General features: G+C 58.7%; 15 protein-coding genes. 5 read left to right on the forward strand and 10 right to left on the reverse strand.

From position 1 onward, the window contains the following. Positions 1–162 precede the first annotated feature (162 nt). Together JJQ51_RS26500 and JJQ51_RS26505 are read left to right on the forward strand one after the other, a co-directional pair. Positions 163–1149, forward strand: a complete 987-nt coding sequence (locus JJQ51_RS26500; protein ID WP_269245512.1) for an aldo/keto reductase — start codon at positions 163–165, stop codon at positions 1147–1149. Positions 1150–1295: 146 nt separating this feature from the next. After that, a complete protein-coding gene (locus tag JJQ51_RS26505) occupies positions 1296–2033 on the forward strand; it encodes an SDR family oxidoreductase (protein ID WP_269245513.1) in 738 nt (245 codons plus the stop codon). 116 nt (positions 2034–2149) lie between these two features. Here the strand turns inward: JJQ51_RS26505 and JJQ51_RS26510 are convergent, their stop codons facing one another. After that, positions 2150–2668 carry a winged helix-turn-helix transcriptional regulator gene (locus JJQ51_RS26510; protein WP_092710850.1) on the reverse strand — a complete coding sequence of 173 codons (519 nt, stop codon included), beginning with the start codon at positions 2666–2668 and terminating at the stop codon, positions 2150–2152. 89 nt (positions 2669–2757) lie between these two features. On the opposite strand from JJQ51_RS26510, the gene JJQ51_RS26515 reads away from it, so the two are divergent. Beyond that, positions 2758–3399, forward strand: a complete 642-nt coding sequence (locus JJQ51_RS26515) for a dihydrofolate reductase family protein (protein ID WP_269245514.1) — start codon at positions 2758–2760, stop codon at positions 3397–3399. Between the two features lie 208 nt (positions 3400–3607). Here JJQ51_RS26515 and hupB read toward each other — a convergent pair whose 3' ends face one another. From hupB to clpP, 4 genes are all read right to left on the reverse strand, one after another. Next, positions 3608–3883, reverse strand: a complete 276-nt coding sequence (gene hupB / locus JJQ51_RS26520; protein ID WP_015339480.1) for a DNA-binding protein HupB — start codon at positions 3881–3883, stop codon at positions 3608–3610. Between the two features lie 203 nt (positions 3884–4086). Continuing rightward, entirely contained in the window at positions 4087–6507 is a 2421-nt protein-coding gene (gene lon, locus JJQ51_RS26525) for an endopeptidase La (RefSeq protein ID WP_113351589.1), read from the reverse strand. Positions 6508–6927: 420 nt separating this feature from the next. After that, a complete protein-coding gene (clpX, locus tag JJQ51_RS26530; protein WP_047627083.1) occupies positions 6928–8205 on the reverse strand; it encodes an ATP-dependent Clp protease ATP-binding subunit ClpX in 1278 nt (425 codons plus the stop codon). 298 nt (positions 8206–8503) lie between these two features. Next, on the reverse strand, positions 8504–9136 hold the full coding sequence (gene clpP, locus JJQ51_RS26535) for an ATP-dependent Clp endopeptidase proteolytic subunit ClpP (protein ID WP_269245515.1): 633 nt from the start codon (positions 9134–9136) through the stop codon (positions 8504–8506). 411 nt (positions 9137–9547) lie between these two features. Here clpP and JJQ51_RS26540 point away from each other — a divergent pair, with 411 nt between their 5' ends. After that, a complete protein-coding gene (locus JJQ51_RS26540; protein WP_269245522.1) occupies positions 9548–10792 on the forward strand; it encodes a GGDEF domain-containing protein in 1245 nt (414 codons plus the stop codon). Between the two features lie 139 nt (positions 10793–10931). On the opposite strand, the gene pstB is transcribed toward JJQ51_RS26540, so the two are convergent. From pstB to JJQ51_RS26565, 5 genes are all read right to left on the reverse strand, one after another. Continuing rightward, positions 10932–11768, reverse strand: a complete 837-nt coding sequence (pstB, locus tag JJQ51_RS26545) for a phosphate ABC transporter ATP-binding protein PstB (protein ID WP_095434490.1) — start codon at positions 11766–11768, stop codon at positions 10932–10934. Between the two features lie 29 nt (positions 11769–11797). Then, on the reverse strand, positions 11798–12649 hold the full coding sequence (pstA, locus tag JJQ51_RS26550) for a phosphate ABC transporter permease PstA (RefSeq protein WP_113328999.1): 852 nt from the start codon (positions 12647–12649) through the stop codon (positions 11798–11800). Between the two features lie 10 nt (positions 12650–12659). Further along, positions 12660–13631: a phosphate ABC transporter permease subunit PstC gene (pstC, locus tag JJQ51_RS26555; RefSeq protein ID WP_113329000.1), complete on the reverse strand. Its 972-nt coding sequence runs from the start codon at positions 13629–13631 to the stop codon at positions 12660–12662. A gap of 76 nt (positions 13632–13707) precedes the next feature. After that, on the reverse strand, positions 13708–14733 hold the full coding sequence (gene pstS, locus JJQ51_RS26560; protein ID WP_113329001.1) for a phosphate ABC transporter substrate-binding protein PstS: 1026 nt from the start codon (positions 14731–14733) through the stop codon (positions 13708–13710). Positions 14734–14996: 263 nt separating this feature from the next. Next, complete coding sequence (locus tag JJQ51_RS26565; protein ID WP_113329002.1) at positions 14997–15341, reverse strand: cupin domain-containing protein; 345 nt, start codon at positions 15339–15341, stop codon at positions 14997–14999. A gap of 208 nt (positions 15342–15549) precedes the next feature. Here JJQ51_RS26565 and JJQ51_RS26570 point away from each other — a divergent pair, with 208 nt between their 5' ends. Next, positions 15550–16098, forward strand: coding sequence for a phosphatase PAP2 family protein (locus tag JJQ51_RS26570; protein ID WP_152093450.1), 549 nt, complete (start codon positions 15550–15552; stop codon positions 16096–16098). The last annotated feature ends 93 nt before the right edge of the window (positions 16099–16191 follow it).

Below are 16191 nucleotides of genomic sequence, written 5' to 3' on the forward strand. Positions count from 1 at the left end.
GAATACCGCGCCGGCGACTTCATCCAACGGTTTCGTAAGCCGGCTCGCGCTGCCGTGTTCAGTCACGCGATTGCGATCCTCGATCGCCAATGTGCGCTTGTGGCCCTGTCGGGCGGCTGCTACTGCGCTATCATCTTATGAATAAAAGAGAGGAGACTACTCATGAGACATCATGCCTTCGGACGGACGCCCTTTATGGTGACCGATGTCGGCTTCGGCGCCTGGCAAATTGGCGGCGCGTGGGGCGATGTCAGCGAGGCCGACGGCCGCGCGGCGCTCAACGCTGCCCTTGATGCCGGCATGACCTTCATCGATACCGCCGACGTTTATGGCGATGGCCGCTCGGAAAAGATCATTGCCGATGTGCTAAAGGCGCGCGGCGGTGAGCGCCCGATGGTGGCGACGAAGGCCGGCCGCCGGCTGAGCCCGCATGTGGCCGACGGCTATACCAAGGCCAATCTCGAAGGCTTCATCGATCGCAGCCTCAAGAATCTCGGCGTCGAGAGCCTTGATCTCGTGCAGCTTCATTGCCCGCCGACCGAAGTTCTCTATCGTCCAGAAGTTTTTGCCGGGCTCGACGAATTGCAGAAGGCGGGCAAGATCAAAGGATACGGCGTCAGCGTCGAGAAGGTCGAGGAAGCGCTGAAGGCGATCGAATATCCGGGCGTGCTCAGCATCCAGATCATCTACAACATCTTCCGCCAGCGTCCCGACCATCTGTTCTTCAAGGAGGCCAAGCGCAAGAACGTCGCCGTCATCGCCCGCGTGCCGCTCGCCTCCGGCCTACTGTCCGGCAAGATCACCCGCGATACGCAATTTGCCAGCGACGACCACCGCAATTTCAACCGTCATGGCGAGGCCTTCGATGTCGGCGAAACCTTTGCCGGCGTGCCGTTCGAAGTCGGTCTGCAGGCCGTGGAAGAGGTGCGCAGGCTGGTTCCAGCCGGTACCAGCATGGCAGCTTTTGCGCTACGCTGGATCCTGATGAACGATGCCGTCACCGTCGTCATTCCGGGTGCGCGCAATGCCGAGCAGGCCAAGGCCAATGCCGCCGCGGCCGATCTCGCTCCGCTCTCCGCCGATGTCATGGCGGCGACGCGCGAAATCTACGAGCGCCTGATCGCGCCGCATGTTCATCATCGCTGGTAACATCCATATCTGAAATGGATGGCCGGAACGTGCTTTCGGCCACCATGGACATATTGTTCCATAGATGCAGAGACAGCATCAATGTGCTGCTGCCCAAGCTTGACACCATTGAGGAAAAGGGCCGGACAGGCCCAAGGAGGAATGCCATGAAAGTAGCGCTGGTAACGGGCGCCTCTCGCGGTCTCGGTGCGGTGATCGCCTTGGAGCTTGCCGAGGCTGGCTGGGCCGTTGCCATCAACTATGCGAGCGACACTCAGGGGGCCGAGAAGATCGTCGACACTATCAAGCAGCGTGGTGGGCAGGCTTGTGCCGCGCAATTCAGCGTGATCGACAAGGACCAGCTTACGGACGGTTTGGAAAAGATCAGGGCATCGCTCGGACCGGTCGATCTCATAGTCAACAACGCCACAGGCCCTCAGCCGGACATGCCGCTCATGGAGCAATCCTGGCGGACTTACCTCGACCAGCTCGAATTCTTCGTCAAGGCGCCGCTGGAACTGCTGCAAGCCGTGCTGCCGGACTGGCGGGCGCGCAAGTCGGGCCGCGTCATCAACATCGGTTCCGAAGTGGCGGAGCTCGGCAATCCGAATTTCGGCAATTATGCTGCCGCCAAGGGCGCTATGCTGTCGATGACGCGCTCCTGGGCGAGAGAGCTCGCGCCGGAAGGCATCACCGTCAATCTCATCGCGCCTGGCTGGATTCCGGTCGAGCGTCATGCCGAGGCTTCCCCGCAGGCAAAGGAAGGCTATCTCGCGCAGACGCCGATGGCCCATTTCGGCAAGCCGGAAGACATCGCCGACGCCGTCGTCTTTCTCGCATCGAGCAAGGCGGATTTCATCACGGGCCAGAAACTTGCCGTCAACGGCGGCCGGACGCTGCTCTGACGCCGCCAGGCAAAGAAACGGTGCTTGCCGCTATTTGGTGCGACTGGCGGACACTCCGGTTCCTGCGCACAGTCATCGAACCGGAGCATTCCCGCCGTTAGCGGCGTAAAACGATCTCACTCTTTGCGTTCCATTTTTGCGCGGACCTCGAGAAAGGCGTTTGTAAGGCTTATCAAGACGGGCGATGTGACACTCCCATTTGCTCCGCCGATCGGGTCCGCAATGTGAATGTTTCTAAGATCGTTCATGAAGTCGTCCCAAAGGGCCGGTCCGCCTTTTTCAAGAAGTTCGGCGCGGATGCTTAGGTCTTCGCTGACGGGCAGATGCCTCCTACCCCAGGCGCCGATCATGGCGATCATCGGCACAAGCTGAATCGCCGGTTCCGTCAGACTGTAAATCGCCTTCTGACTGTGGCTGGGATCGTCCAGTTTGGTGATCAAGCCGAGTGAAACGAGACGCTTTAGGCGCGCGGCAAGTATATTGGAGGCAATCCCCTCCTCGGACCGATTGAGCAGTTCGCGAAAATGCCGGCGATTGCCGAACATGATGTCCCGAATGACGATCAGGCTCCAGCGATCCCCCAACACTTCCATTGTCAGGTTGATCGGGCACCCCGACCGCCGCTCGATATCCATATTCGCTTCCTTTGGTGAATCGATTGCAATGTAGGACGAGCCATGCTATCACACAACCAGTTGCAAATTGCAATTAGATGGAGGACGGCATGTCGAAAGTTCGTGTTGCAGGATTCTCGCTCTCGATCGATGGCTTCGGGGCTGGACCGGAGCAAAGCCTGAATGACCCCTTGGGCAAGCGCGGGCCGGAATTGTTTGAGTGGTTTTTCCCGACCCAGACATTCCAGGCGATGTTCGGCAAAGAGGGTGAAACCGAAGGTGCCGATGCGAAATACGCGGCATTGGCGAATACCGGTTTTGGTGCCTTCATCCTCGGCCGCAATATGTTCGGCCCCATTCGCGACGAATGGCCCGATGAAAACTGGAAAGGCTGGTGGGGCGACAATCCGCCCTATCACGCACCGACCTACATCCTGACCCATTATCCGCGCGAGCCGATCGTCATGGAAGGTGGTACGACCTTTTATTTCGTCACGGGCGGGATCGAGGAGGCGCTCACGCAGGCCAAGGCCGCAGCAGGAGGCAAGGATATCAAGATCGGCGGCGGTGTCAGCACGGTGCGCCAATATCTCCAGGCGGGCTTGGTCGACGAGATACACTATGCCATTTCGCCAGTCGTGCTCGGGAAAGGCGAGGCAATGTTTGCCGGCATCGACCTGCCTTCGCTCGGCTTTCATGTCTCCGCCCACGAGGCGACGGCGAAGGCCACGCACATCGTCTTGAAGAAATGAGGCCATCATATCGTTGGTCATCTACGCGCACTGAGCCATCCGCTTTGACGACGCCGCGAATATTCGCATCTCCTGTCAACTGCTCGCACGGCCCGGCATTGAACTTTCAGGGCGTAATGCGGCATGAGACCATAAAAAAGGGCCCGCTTTTGCGGGCCCCAATCTTGTCCACCCGCAAGGCTAAAGCCTCGCAGCGGGTGAAAACGAATTAGCTGTTGACCGAGTCCTTCAGGCCCTTGCCGGGCGTGAACTTCGGTACGTTACGGGCAGGAATATCGACCTCGGCGCCGGTGGACGGGTTACGGCCCTTGGTGGCTGCACGGTGGGAAACGGTGAAGCTGCCGAAACCAGCAAGGCGAATGTCGCCGCCCTTCTTCAGTTCGGCCTGGACAGTATCGAAAACAGCGTCGACAGCGGAAGCAGCGTCAGCCTTCGTGATACCGGCCTTCTCGGCCACTGCGGACACGAGCTCATTCTTGTTCATGTTTCCACCCCTTTCTCTGGTATGAAACGACTTATCAGTAAGCGGGGCGCAAAATAGCAATGCTCTTACCCGCCGCAACCCCAAAAGCCCTGCAAATCAAGGAAAAGCAAGCGTTGCCATACGCTTTTCACAAAAAAAGACCGGCAAAAATGCCGGTCTTTTCGTCCATTTACGTCAATTCGACAGAATTGAGGCGAAGGGGCTCAATGAGCGATGGCAGAACCCACTTCGTCGACGCCTTCGACCGTTGCGATCACAGGCGTTTCCACGGTGCCATCCCACTCGATCGGTTCGGGACGACGAATAAGCGCGTGCTTGATCACCTCGCCCATGCGCGACACGGGGATGATTTCCATGCTGTTCTTCACGTTGTCCGGAATCTCCGCCAGATCCTTGGCGTTTTCTTCCGGGATCAGCACCTTCTTGATGCCGCCACGCAGTGCCGCGAGCAGCTTTTCCTTCAGGCCGCCGATCGGCAGCACACGGCCGCGCAACGTGATTTCACCCGTCATGGCGACGTCCTTCGAGACCGGAATGCCGGTCATGATCGAGACGATCGCGGTTGCCATGGCGACACCGGCCGACGGACCATCCTTCGGCGTCGCACCTTCCGGTAGGTGCACGTGGATGTCGCTCTTGTCGAAGCGCGGCGGCTCGATTCCGAAATCGACAGCGCGCGAGCGGACGTAAGAGGCCGCCGCCGAGATCGATTCCTTCATGACTTCCTTCAGGTTGCCAGTGACCGTCATGCGGCCCTTGCCCGGCATCATCACGCCTTCGATCGTCAGCAGCTCACCGCCGACTTCGGTCCAGGCGAGACCGGTGACAACACCGACCTGATCGTCGCGCTCGGCTTCGCCATGGCGGAAGCGCGGCACGCCGAGGTAGTCCGGGACATTCTCAGCCGTGACGGCAACCGACTTCACCTTGCCCTTGATGATCTCGGTGACCGCCTTGCGGGCGAGCTTCATCAATTCGCGCTCGAAGTTACGCACGCCAGCTTCGCGGGTGTACTGCTGGATGATGACCATCAGGGCGCCGTCGGTGACCGAAAACTCGTTCGGTTGCAACGCATGTTCCTTGATGGCCTTCGGCAGCAGGTGCCGCTTGGCGATTTCGCGCTTCTCGTCTTCGGTGTAGCCGGCGATACGGATGATCTCCATGCGGTCCATCAGGGGCGCAGGGATATTCAAGGTATTCGCTGTCGTGATGAACATCACGTCCGACAGGTCGTATTCGACTTCCAGGTAGTGATCCATGAAGGTCGAATTCTGCGCCGGGTCCAGCACCTCAAGCAGTGCCGAAGACGGATCGCCGCGATAGTCCTGGCCGAGCTTGTCGATCTCATCGAGCAAGAAGAGCGGGTTGGACTTCTTCGCCTTCTTCATCGACTGGATGACCTTGCCGGGCATCGAGCCGATATAGGTGCGGCGGTGACCGCGGATCTCGGCTTCGTCACGAACGCCGCCAAGCGCCATGCGGACATACTCACGGCCGGTCGCCTTGGCGATCGACTGGGCGAGCGAGGTCTTGCCGACGCCCGGAGGGCCGACGAGGCACAGGATCGGGCCTTTGATCTTCGTCGCGCGGGCCTGGACCGCTAGATATTCGACGATGCGCTCCTTGACCTTTTCCAGGCCGAAGTGATCCGCTTCGAGGATCTTTTCGGCGTTGTTCAGGTCGGCCTTGATCTTCGATTTCTTGTGCCAGGGGATGCCCAGCAGCCAGTCGAGATAGTTGCGCACCACGGTCGCTTCAGCCGACATCGGGCTCATCTGCCGGAGCTTCTTCAGCTCGGCATCGGCCTTTTCCTTGGCTTCCTTCGACAGCTTGGTCTTGGAGATGCGCTCTTCCAGTTCGGCCATCTCGTCGCGGCCTTCCTCGCCGTCGCCGAGCTCCTTCTGGATCGCCTTCATCTGCTCGTTCAGATAGTATTCGCGCTGCGTCTTCTCCATCTGGCGCTTGACGCGCGAGCGGATGCGCTTCTCGACCTGCAGAACCGAAATCTCGCCTTCCATGAAGCCGAGCGCCTTTTCCAGGCGAGCCTTCACGCTGGTGGTTTCCAGCATTTCCTGCTTTTCGGTGATCTTGATCGAAAGATGCGATGCGACGGTGTCGGCCAGCTTCGAATAATCGTCGATCTGGCTGGCGGCGCCGACCACTTCCGGCGAAATCTTCTTGTTGAGCTTCACATAGCTCTCGAATTCGGAGACGACGGAGCGGCTCAAAGCTTCGAGCTCAACCTGGTCTTCTTCCGGCTCATGCAGGACATGGCCAAGGGCTTCGTAGAAGTCTTCACGGCCGGTATATTCGTCGATCTCAGCACGCGCACGGCCTTCCACCAGCACCTTGACGGTGCCGTCGGGCAGTTTCAGCAGCTGCAGAACATTTGCAACGGTACCGACCTTGTGGATGGCATCCGGCGCGGGATCATCATCGCTGGCATTGATCTGGGTGACGAGCATGATCTGCTTGTCCGAACCCATGACCTCTTCCAGCGCGCGAATGGATTTCTCCCGTCCGACGAACAGAGGCACGATCATGTGGGGGAAGACCACGATGTCGCGCAACGGCAATACCGGATAGGCAATGCTGTCGTGTGTCGCAGACGTTTTCTTACTCATGTCATTTCCTTTCCGTCGTCCCGTTCCCGGGCTCTCTGCCGGCTGGGGGGAATTAGCCGGCTCTCTCACTTGGTAAACAAGTGGAGCTTCACACTGCCTATTTCAAGTCACAGGAAACGCCCGCCACGAGGCAACGATCCCGCATGTCTGCAAGAAGGAACGCAACAACAAAACACCAAAGCCCGACAACTCGAACACTGCCGGCGACGCTAAGATCCGAAGAAAAAACGCCGGGCCTGCGCCCCATCCGCCTCATGCTCCAGAATCATGCCATCATGGCCGCAGCAGGGGCTCTTCACAACCGGTTTCGACGGCATTCCCATAAGCTTATCCAAGACTTTATCAGCAAACCGTGCGATTTTTCAAACAGAAAGGGGCCCGTCGATGACGAGCCCCCGATTCGTGATCACGGATGATGGATCAGGCCGTTGCGTTGGCCTTTTCCTCCTGCCGGTCGGCATAGATGTAGAGCGGGCGGGCGGAGCCGCGAACCACTTCCTCGGAAATGACCACTTCGCGCACGCCTTCCAGGGCCGGCAGCTCGAACATGGTGTCGAGGAGGATCTTCTCCATGATGGAGCGCAGACCGCGGGCGCCCGTCTTGCGGACGATCGCCTTACGGGCGATTTCGCGCAGAGCATCCTCGTGGAAGGTCAGTTCGACGTCTTCCATCTCGAACAGGCGCTGATACTGCTTCACCAGCGCGTTCTTCGGCTCGGACAGGATCTGGATCAGCGCGTCTTCGTCGAGGTCTTCCAGCGTCGCCAGAACGGGCAGACGGCCGATGAATTCCGGGATGAGGCCAAACTTCACCAGATCTTCCGGCTCCAGCTCGCGCAGCACTTCACCGACGCGGCGGTCATCCGGCGCCTTGACGGTCGCACCGAAGCCGATCGAGGTCTTCTCGCCGCGGGCAGAGATGATCTTGTCGAGGCCGGCAAACGCGCCGCCGCAGATGAAGAGGATGTTGGTCGTGTCCACCTGCAGGAATTCCTGTTGGGGATGCTTGCGGCCGCCTTGCGGGGGAACCGAAGCCACCGTGCCTTCCATGATCTTCAGAAGCGCCTGCTGCACGCCCTCGCCCGAGACGTCGCGCGTGATCGACGGATTGTCCGACTTGCGGGAAATCTTGTCGACTTCGTCGATGTAGACGATACCGCGCTGTGCGCGCTCGACGTTGTAGTCGGCGGCCTGCAGCAGCTTGAGGATGATGTTTTCGACATCTTCGCCGACATAGCCAGCTTCCGTCAGCGTCGTCGCATCGGCCATGGTGAAGGGAACGTCGATGATGCGGGCGAGCGTCTGGGCAAGATAGGTCTTGCCGCAGCCGGTCGGGCCGACGAGCATGATGTTCGACTTCGCCAGCTCGACGTCACCGTTCTTTGATGCGTGAGCGAGCCGCTTGTAATGGTTGTGAACGGCCACGGAGAGGATCTTCTTCGCCTGCCGCTGGCCGATGACGTATTCGTCAAGAACCTTGATGATGTCCTGCGGGGTCGGAACACCGTCACGAGACTTCACCATCGAGGATTTGTTTTCCTCGCGGATGATGTCCATGCATAGCTCGACGCACTCGTCGCAGATGAATACGGTCGGTCCGGCAATCAACTTCCGGACTTCATGCTGGCTCTTACCGCAGAACGAACAATAAAGCGTGTTCTTTGAGTCGCCGCCGTTGCTGCCGCTGACTTTGCTCATATCACTTTCCTTCCAGCACGCCGCAAATTTCCAAATTGAAATCGCGGTCCACTCTATGCGCCCGCCGGACCTGCCCCTCGTTTGCAGATCGCGGCGCCCTTCAGGGTACTGAACGCAGGCCAGGCAACCAAACCGGAACTGCGTGGCAACGAATCCCCCTTCGAATGCCGAATGCTATGTCACAAAAACGCTACATAGCATTAATGCGTACTATTACCGCGTTCCGCTCCACATTAAACCCCTATTCGATCACAAATGGGATAGAACTGTGGCGTAGAAGTCACCGCCTAGTGGATAATCACGAGACGGTTTCACCTTCTATTTCAGTACGCGACGTCAGCACCTTGTCGATCAGACCCCATTCCTTGGCCTCATCCGAAGACATGAAATGGTCACGATCGAGCGTCTGCTCGACCTCTTCATAGGTCCGGCCGCAATGCTTGACGTAAACTTCATTGAGACGGCGCTTCATCTTGATGATGTCGCGCGCGTGGCGCTCGATGTCCGAAGCCTGGCCCTGGAAGCCGCCCGAGGGCTGATGAACCATGATACGGGAATTCGGCGTTGCGAAACGCATGTCCTTGTCGCCGGCGGCCAGAAGCAGCGATCCCATCGAGGCAGCCTGGCCGATGCAGAGCGTCGAAACGGCCGGCTTGATGAACTGCATCGTATCGTAGATCGCCATGCCGGCGGTCACGACGCCGCCCGGCGAATTGATATAGAGCGCGATTTCCTTCTTCGGGTTTTCGGCCTCGAGGAAGAGAAGCTGTGCGCACACCAGCGTCGCCATATGGTCTTCGACCGGTCCGGTCAGGAAAATGATGCGTTCCTTCAGCAGGCGGGAGTAGATATCGTAAGACCGCTCCCCGCGGTTGGTCTGCTCGACAACCATCGGCACCAGAGCCATAGCTGTATCGACTGGATTTCTCATGTGCGTCCTTTATCAAACTTGCCCCGGCGACGGAGACGCCGGGAATCGGAGTAAAAATCCTTTACTCCTACATAGAGTGTCCCTGCCCTGCACTTCAAGACGCCCGAAAGCATAACGTCAAAAAGCACGAATGCCCCACGAAGCGTTCACAAAGCATTTCTAACCACGACTCCTCGAATGCCAAGACGCCGTAGCGACGCACCATCCGCTACCCACTACAATTCGCGGTCGCAAGGTGAAGGAAGCATGAAGGTCTGTACCCATCGGGCGGAGATCTCCACCACAGGCAAAATTTACCAACTCATTTAAGGAACTTGCCATCTTATTGGGCAAGGATGAGCCGATCGCGGAAATCGTCGTGCCGCTCGCGCCGACGGCCCCAAAAAGCGGAGACGTCCGATCGTGCTGAATATGACCACAGGCCTCACCATCTGGTGTTCGGAAGCCATCACCTTGGCGACCGTCCTCCTTCTTGCCTGGCGGCACGACCGCAAATCCCCCGCCTATCTGATCTGGGCTCTGGGCTTCACCATCAGTGCCGCGGGATTCGCCCTGGTGGCAGCTCGCGGCGTCATCCCCGACATCTGGTCGATCCAGATCGGCAATGCCGTCGGACTGCTTGGCGAAAGCGCCTGGATCGCCGGCTTCCGCATAATGGACAAACGCAAGCTGGAATGGTCGGCGTTCCTGCCTCCCGTGCTCTGGCTGATCGGCGTCAGCCTGCCCTGGGTCACCGATAATTTCGTTAATCGCATTATCGTCTATGACCTCGCAGGCGCCGTCGGCGCGACCCTGCTCGCCTTTGCCGTCCACCCGGCCGATGGCCGGCGCGAACCGGCGCGCGGGCAGCTCGGCATCATCTTCGTGACACTCGCCTGTTTCTGCTTCGGCTCTGCCCTCTCGATGGTATTGATGGCCCCGCCATTGGAACAGGCCATGATCTATCGCGGCTACATGGCACTCGGCTATGCCCTGCTCATCATCGTCGCCATCGTTCTCAACGGCAAGCTTCTTATGGAACGCGCCGAGCGCCGCTGGCGGGCGATTTCCATTACCGATACTTTGACCGGTGTCCTGAACCGGCGCGGACTTCAGGAAAGCTACGAGATCCTTGCCGGCGAAGGGCAGCACCGGCCACAGAAACTTGCCGCCCTGTTATTCGATCTCGACCATTTCAAGAAGATCAACGACCGCCATGGCCACCAGGCAGGCGATGCGGTTCTGGTCGAGTTTGCCCGCATCGCGCGTCAGTTCGTGCCTCGCACTGGCGCATTCGGCAGAATGGGCGGAGAGGAATTCGTCGCCTTCGTTCCGATAGACGAGCAATCGCAGGCCGAAGCGCTGGCGGAAACCATCCGCGCCGATTTCTGCCGCGTGCCGCTGCTTGCTGGTCGCTCGCTGGTGCCGGCAACCGTCAGCATCGGCGTCTCGATCATGCCCCACGATACCGTCAGCTGGGATCGATTGGTCTCTTTCGCAGACCGTGCGCTTTACGCCGCCAAACGCGCAGGCCGCAACTGCACTATCGTCTTCAATGAAATGGAGACTGCGAGGGAGCCCGACGCGGCGACCGCAGCGGATGAAGGCGAGCTTGTGCCGACGCTCGACGACCAGATCCACGCCTTGCGGCGCATGGGCACGCTCGCGAGGATGTGATCGGCTCATTCGGCACACCCATCCTATAAGCTTTCTCTTGACCAAATGGTGCGAGTGCCGAACAAGGCCGCCATTCTCAAACGAAAAGACGCGCCTGAAAGGCGCGCCTTCGCAAATTGTGCGGCAATGTCCAGCCGTATCAGCCGTAACGACCGGTGATATAGTCTTCCGTGCGCTTGACCTTCGGCGCCTGGAAGATCTGTTCGGTCGCGCCGTATTCGATCAGCTCGCCCAGATACATGAAGGCGGTGCTGTCGGAGATACGGCTTGCCTGCTGCATATTGTGCGTGACGATGACGATGGTGAAATCGCCCTTCAACTGCGACACCAGTTCCTCGACCTTGGCGGTCGAGATCGGGTCAAGAGCCGAGGTGGGCTCGTCGAGCAGGAGGACTTCGGGACGAATGGCGATGGCGCGGGCGATACAGAGGCGCTGCTGCTGGCCGCCGGAAAGGCCAAGTCCGCTCTGATGCAGCTTGTCCTTGACTTCGCTCCACAGCGCCGTTTCCGTCAGCGCCGCCTCGACGCGGGCGTCCATTTCCGCCTTGGAGATCTTCTCATAGAGGCGGATGCCGAAAGCGACGTTCTCGTAGATGGACATCGGGAACGGCGTCGGCTTCTGGAACACCATGCCGACCTTGGCGCGCAGATCGTTGAGATCGACGTCCTTGGTGAGGATATTGCGGCCATCCAGCAGAATTTCGCCAGCCACGGTCTGACCGGGGTAAAGATCATACATGCGGTTGAAGGTGCGCAGCAGCGTGGACTTGCCGCAACCCGAAGGGCCGATGAAGGCGGTGACCGCGTTCTTGCGGATATTCATATTCACACTCTTCAGAACGCGATGGCCGTTCTGATAGGTGAAATCGAGGTTCTTCACCTCGAGCTTCGCGAGCGCACCGAGATCCGACTGGGAAGCGGCGTCCTTCCCCTGTTGTGCGTTGACGCTCTGAAATTTGCTGTCGCTCATGTTCATGGTCTCATTCCTATCGTTCGACGGCTGCGTCATTGACGGCGCCCACTCAAGACACGGGCAAGGATGTTCAGGGCAAGGATGGCGACGGTGATGATCAGCGCACCGGCCCAGGCCAGTTGTTTGAGATCCTCGCCAGCATCGGCGGCAAGCGTGTTGATGGCAACCGGCAGCGTGGCGATCGGACCGGTCAGGCCCGTATTCATGAATTTGCTATAGCCGGCAGTGAAGAGAAGCGGTGCGGTTTCGCCGCTGATGCGGGCGATGGCCAGCAGAATGCCGGTGAGAATACCGGTCCAGGCGGAACGGTAGATCACCATCATCATGGACTTCCAGCGCGGCGCACCGAGCGCGGCAGTCGCCTCGCGAAGCGCATTCGGCACCAGTAACAGCATGTCCTGCGTCGTCCGGTTGACAACCGGAAGGGCGATCAGCGCCAGCGCTAGGATGCCCGCGATGGCAGAATTACCGTGCATGGGCACGACCACGGCGCCGTAGACGAACACGCCGACGATGATCGAGGGTGCGGACAGCAGAATGTCGTTGATGAATTTGGCGACCTCGGCAAGCTTGGTGCCGTTGGCATATTCCACCAGGTAGGTGCCGGCTAGAATGCCGATCGGCGCTGCGATCAGAATGGCACAGCCGGTGACCAGCACCGTGCCGTAGATTGCGTTTATCAGACCGCCGCGCGAGCCCTGAGCCGGGATCGACATGGTGAACACGTCGAGGCTGAGCGCCGATACACCGCGATAAACCAGGCTGACAAGGATCACGCTGAGAAAGAATATGCCGAGAATGGCCGCGAGGAAGGACAGGGCCATCATCACCTTGTTCTTCGTATAACGCCTCGACACGAGATTCTGACGAACTGCATTTTCCATGGTTTTTTCCTCAGAGCGAGTCGCCGCGGCCGATCATCCATCTCGCCACTGCAAGCACGCAGAAGGAAAGGACGAACAGGAGCAGGCCGAGCGCGATCAGGCTCGACAATTGCAGACCGTCGGCATCGCCGAAGTTGTTCGCGATCTGGGCGGAAATGGTCGTGGACGGCGAAATGATCGACGATTGCAGACGGCTCACCGAGCCGACGACGAAGGTGACGGCCATGGTTTCGCCAAGCGCGCGGCCAAGGCCAAGCATGATGCCTCCGACGAGGCCACGGCGTGTATAAGGGATCAGGATGTGGCGGGCCACTTCCCATGTCGTCATGCCCATGCCGTAGGCGGATTCGCGCAGCATCGGCGGCACGGTGCTGAACACGTCGCGGGAGATTGCGGTGATGAACGGCAGGATCATGACGGCGAGCACGAGGCTTGCCGTCAGCAGGCCGACGCCCGGGGCCGGCGGCTGGAACAGCAGACCGATCACCGGCACCTGGCCGACCGTAGAGATAAGGAATGGCAATATATAGTTCTGCATGAGCGGCACGAGAATGAACAGGCCGACGATGCCGTAGATAATGGAGGGAACGCCTGCCAGAAGCTCGATGGCCGTACTGATTGGACGGCGCAGGCTGCCGGGGCAAAGTTCCGTCAGGAATATGGCGATGCCGATGCCGAGGGGAACAGCAATCAGCATGGCGATGAACGAACTTACAAGCGTACCGACCACGGCAGGCACGGCGCCATAAATATCAGCCGGCGCGCTCCACTTGGTGCCCCAGAGGAACGACAAGCCAAAGGTCTGAAATGTGGGCAAGGCATCGATGACAAGAACCACGAGGATTGCCAGCAGCAGAAGCACGACAAGAACAGCCGAGCCAAGCGTCATCAAATAGAAAATCCGATCCTGGATTCGGAATTTTCTGGTCGCGGCGGAGGTATTCACAGCCTGGAAGCCCGCCATTTGAGTCGCGTTAGCCATCGATTTCCCCTTGTCCTATCACGAAAGGCGGACAGGGAAATACCCTGCCCGCCGCAACTTTCTCGCCTAGCACAAATTACTTCGTGCCGAAGTCCGTCTTCCAAGACTTCTCAACGATCTCGACAACATTGTCTGGGACCGCGAGATAAGACAGGGCGGTCGCGTCCTTCTGGCCATGCTCATAGGACCACTTGAAGAACTTCAGTGCCTCTTCGTTCTTAGCAGCATCGGCCGGCTTCTTATAGAGCAGAACCCAGGTCGAGGCAGCAATCGGCCAGCTCTTTTCGCCCGGCTGATTGGTGATGATCAGGTTGAAGTTCTTGGCCTTGGCCCAGTCGGCGTTGGAAGCGGCAGCCTTGAAGGTTTCCAGGCTCGGCTCGATAACCTTGCCGGCAGCATTCTTCATCTTCGCGAAACCGATGTGGTTGGCGACGACGTAGGAATATTCAACGTAGGAGATCGAACCAGCCGTCTGGTTGACGGTCGTGGAAACGCCTTCCGAACCCTTGGCGCCGAAACCGACCGGCCATTCAACAGCCGTGTTCGAGCCAACCTTTTCCTTCCACTCCGGCGAAACCTTCGACAGGTAGTCGGTGAAGTTGAAGGTCGTGCCCGAGCTGTCGGCGCGGTAAACGACCGAGATCGGCGTGGACGGCAGCTTTACATCGGGGTTGAGAGCCTTGATGGCTGCATCGTCCCACTTGGCGATCTTGCCAAGGAAGATGTCAGCCAGCGTCTTGCCGTCGAGAACGAGTTCGCCCGGCTTTACGCCTTCGACATTATAGGAAACGACGATGCCGCCGGAGATCATCGGGAACTGGGCAATGCCGTTCTTCTCGAGGTCGGCGTCGCTCATGGGCTTGTCCGAAGCGCCGAATACGATGGTCTTGTCGAGAAGCTGCTTGATGCCGGCGCCCGAACCAACCGACTGATAGTTGACGACATTGTTCGTCGCAGCCTTGTAGCCTTCAGCCCACTTGGACAGAACCGGTGCGATGAAGCTCGAGCCGGCGCCCGTGATGTCGGCAGCGGAGGCCGAAGCGGACATAGCCGCGATGAGGCCTGCAGTCAGGCAAAGCGAACGGAGTTTCAGGTTAAGCATAGTAGACTCACTTCCTCAAGTGAATGAAAGGATGGCGAGCAGAAGATCGGCGCGAGGTCCCCATGGTAAACGAACCTCCCCGCCTGAAATCTCCCGGCGACAGACTTGGCTCTAAAGACGCATTGTTTCAGTTTGATGACAGTTTAATGAAGCGGCAGTGACACAACCTGCGGCAATCATCACGGCCATCGCGGAACGGCAGGAAATGAAGCGCGCCAAAGGGCGCATGAACGCGAACTTCATGTTCTAATTCAAGAGCATCGTCAAAGACGGATCACATAATCCTTGCGAGTCGTTTCAATCACTTCCCAGGTCCCCTTGAAGCCCGGCTTCAAGATAAGGCGGTCGCCCGCACGCAGATGAAAGGCCTCGCCATCGTCTGACGTTACAACGGAGTAGCCGGAGAGGATATGGAAGTATTCCCACTCGTCATAGACGACCTTCCATTTGCCAGGCGTCGCCTCCCATATGCCGACGTAAAGGCCGCCATCGGCCTCTTCAACATTCCATGTGCGAAAGATTGGGGCTCCCGAAACGAGGCGATCAGCTGCGGGCGCGCCCGTTTCCGGTTCGATGTCGCTGATGTCCACTGCCAGATAGGTCGTCACAAATGTCTCCTGTCGATTGCCTTATGTGGCTCTCCGCGAACCCAATAAAACGCGAACCCGAAAAGCATATCATCCTGACCTGCCGCCCCATGCCAAGCTCCCACCTTTCAGGGAAACGTCAGAAAACAATGCCCTAGTGCGCTTCGTTAATTTGGCTCGACCATCTCAATCGGGCCGAAATCGCAATCGCAGTTCAGAAGGGGCCAGCATGTATGGACTAGATGTCGTTATAACAGAGTGGATCAATGGCATAGCCGGAAACCCGACAGTCGACAGCCTGATGATCCTAATCACGGCTTACGGCGTTCCCTTGTTGATCGTTCTCGTCGCTGTCCAATGGTGGGTCGGAGAACGTCGATCGGAAACCCGACACGCACTCGTTGCCGCGGGCCTGACCTTCGTCATCGGTCTCGGCATCAACCAAGTCATCCTGTTTTTTGTCAGTCGCGTTCGCCCGTATGATGTCGGAGTCACCAAGCTACTTATAAATCGCAGCAATGACCCGTCCTTTCCCTCCGACCACGCAACGGCCGCGTTCGCGATCGTTGCCGCATTTGCACTTCAACGCATGCCAGAGCGAAGCCTCTTCTTCCTACTCGGCGCGATCCTTGTCTCCTTCTCGCGAGTCTACGTCGGCACGCATTATGTCGGTGACGTCATGGGTGGGGTGCTTACCGCCGTTTTCGCGGCGATCCTGGTCAAGACGCTCTATCGTCCAGAAACCCGGCTGGATCGCTTCGTAACCGGCATCCTATAGGGTCAGATTTGAAGAGGCCATATATGCGAGCGCCCCGTTTTTCACGTTTTTTCGCCGGTCGCCTCAATACAACCCAATAAAAAAGTGTTGCCA

This window comes from Rhizobium sp. AG207R, assembly GCF_027109195.1.
Taxonomy (GTDB): domain Bacteria; phylum Pseudomonadota; class Alphaproteobacteria; order Rhizobiales; family Rhizobiaceae; genus Rhizobium; species Rhizobium dioscoreae.

Bases quoted from the DNA above. Each gene is read 5' to 3' on its own strand.
- JJQ51_RS26500 (WP_269245512.1), top strand. From the start codon at position 163: ATGAGACATCATGCCTTCGGACGGACGCCCTTTATGGTGACCGATGTC.
- JJQ51_RS26505 (WP_269245513.1), top strand. From the start codon at position 1,296: ATGAAAGTAGCGCTGGTAACGGGCGCCTCTCGCGGTCTCGGTGCGGTG.
- JJQ51_RS26510 (WP_092710850.1), bottom strand. From the start codon at position 2,668: ATGGATATCGAGCGGCGGTCGGGGTGCCCGATCAACCTGACAATGGAA.
- JJQ51_RS26515 (WP_269245514.1), top strand. From the start codon at position 2,758: ATGTCGAAAGTTCGTGTTGCAGGATTCTCGCTCTCGATCGATGGCTTC.
- hupB (WP_015339480.1), bottom strand. From the start codon at position 3,883: ATGAACAAGAATGAGCTCGTGTCCGCAGTGGCCGAGAAGGCCGGTATC.
- lon (WP_113351589.1), bottom strand. From the start codon at position 6,507: ATGAGTAAGAAAACGTCTGCGACACACGACAGCATTGCCTATCCGGTA.
- clpX (WP_047627083.1), bottom strand. From the start codon at position 8,205: ATGAGCAAAGTCAGCGGCAGCAACGGCGGCGACTCAAAGAACACGCTT.
- clpP (WP_269245515.1), bottom strand. From the start codon at position 9,136: ATGAGAAATCCAGTCGATACAGCTATGGCTCTGGTGCCGATGGTTGTC.
- JJQ51_RS26540 (WP_269245522.1), top strand. From the start codon at position 9,548: ATGACCACAGGCCTCACCATCTGGTGTTCGGAAGCCATCACCTTGGCG.
- pstB (WP_095434490.1), bottom strand. From the start codon at position 11,768: ATGAACATGAGCGACAGCAAATTTCAGAGCGTCAACGCACAACAGGGG.
- pstA (WP_113328999.1), bottom strand. From the start codon at position 12,649: ATGGAAAATGCAGTTCGTCAGAATCTCGTGTCGAGGCGTTATACGAAG.
- pstC (WP_113329000.1), bottom strand. From the start codon at position 13,631: ATGGCTAACGCGACTCAAATGGCGGGCTTCCAGGCTGTGAATACCTCC.
- pstS (WP_113329001.1), bottom strand. From the start codon at position 14,733: ATGCTTAACCTGAAACTCCGTTCGCTTTGCCTGACTGCAGGCCTCATC.
- JJQ51_RS26570 (WP_152093450.1), top strand. From the start codon at position 15,550: ATGTATGGACTAGATGTCGTTATAACAGAGTGGATCAATGGCATAGCC.